Origin of the sequence: Blautia hansenii (assembly GCF_013304445.1) — a bacterium.
In the GTDB taxonomy this organism is placed as follows: domain Bacteria; phylum Bacillota; class Clostridia; order Lachnospirales; family Lachnospiraceae; genus Blautia.
The window spans coordinates 1-816 of record NZ_JAAITA010000065.1; the positions used below are offsets into that span (position 1 = coordinate 1).

General features: G+C 40.6%; 1 protein-coding gene. It reads left to right on the forward strand.

What is annotated here, in order from left to right:
- Positions 1–132 precede the first annotated feature (132 nt).
- The gene (tnpA, locus tag G5A70_RS15505; RefSeq protein WP_119250607.1) at positions 133–606 is read left to right on the forward strand and encodes an IS200/IS605 family transposase; all 474 of its coding nucleotides are present in this window, start codon (positions 133–135) and stop codon (positions 604–606) included.
- Positions 607–816: the final 210 nt, after the last annotated feature.

An 816-nucleotide genomic window follows, 5' to 3' on the forward strand; every position in this document is an offset into this window, starting at 1 on the left:
TTGTGTCAGCAATGAAATAAACCACCTGCTATGCGGGTGGTGGGAGAAATCTTTAGATATAAGCAAGAACTCCTGTGCTATGATGAATGTGGGTCTGCAAAACCACAAATAAAAGCACAGGAGGTCCAAATAATGGACGTAAATAGTTTAGCTCATACAAAATGGGAATGCAAGTATCATATAGTTTTTGCACCAAAATACCGGAGACAAGTAATTTATAAACAAATACGAGCGGATGTAGGAGAAATTCTAGGATCATTATGCAGAAGAAAAGGAATAGAAATTATTGAAGCAGAGTGTTGTCCAGATCATATTCATATGCTGGTGCGAATTCCACCCAAATATTCAGTATCAGAAATAGTGGGATATCTCAAAGGAAAAAGTTCGCTCATGATATTCGAACGCCATGCAAATCTAAAATATAAATATGGAAATAGGCATTTCTGGTGTCGCGGATATTATGTAGATACAGTCGGTAAAAATACTGCAAAGATCAAAGAATATATTCAGAAACAATTAAAAGAAGATTTAGAGTATGATCAGATGTCGTTAGTAGAGTATATTGACCCGTTTACGGGTGAGCCAGTGAAGAAACACAATAAATAAAACGCTTGGAGCGTAAGTAGGAAGTCAAAGCAAACCAGCAAGCTCCTTTTGGAGCTGTGCCGGTGTAAGGAAGCACTGAAAAAGCCCCCAGTTGGGGGCAGCTGTAAATGTGGTGCAGTTAGCAGACTTCAGTGCGCCTTCCGGGCGCAAGCAGGTAATATCCCCTTATAGGGGGAGAACATGCCACCCGCTAAGCGGGTGGTCATGACT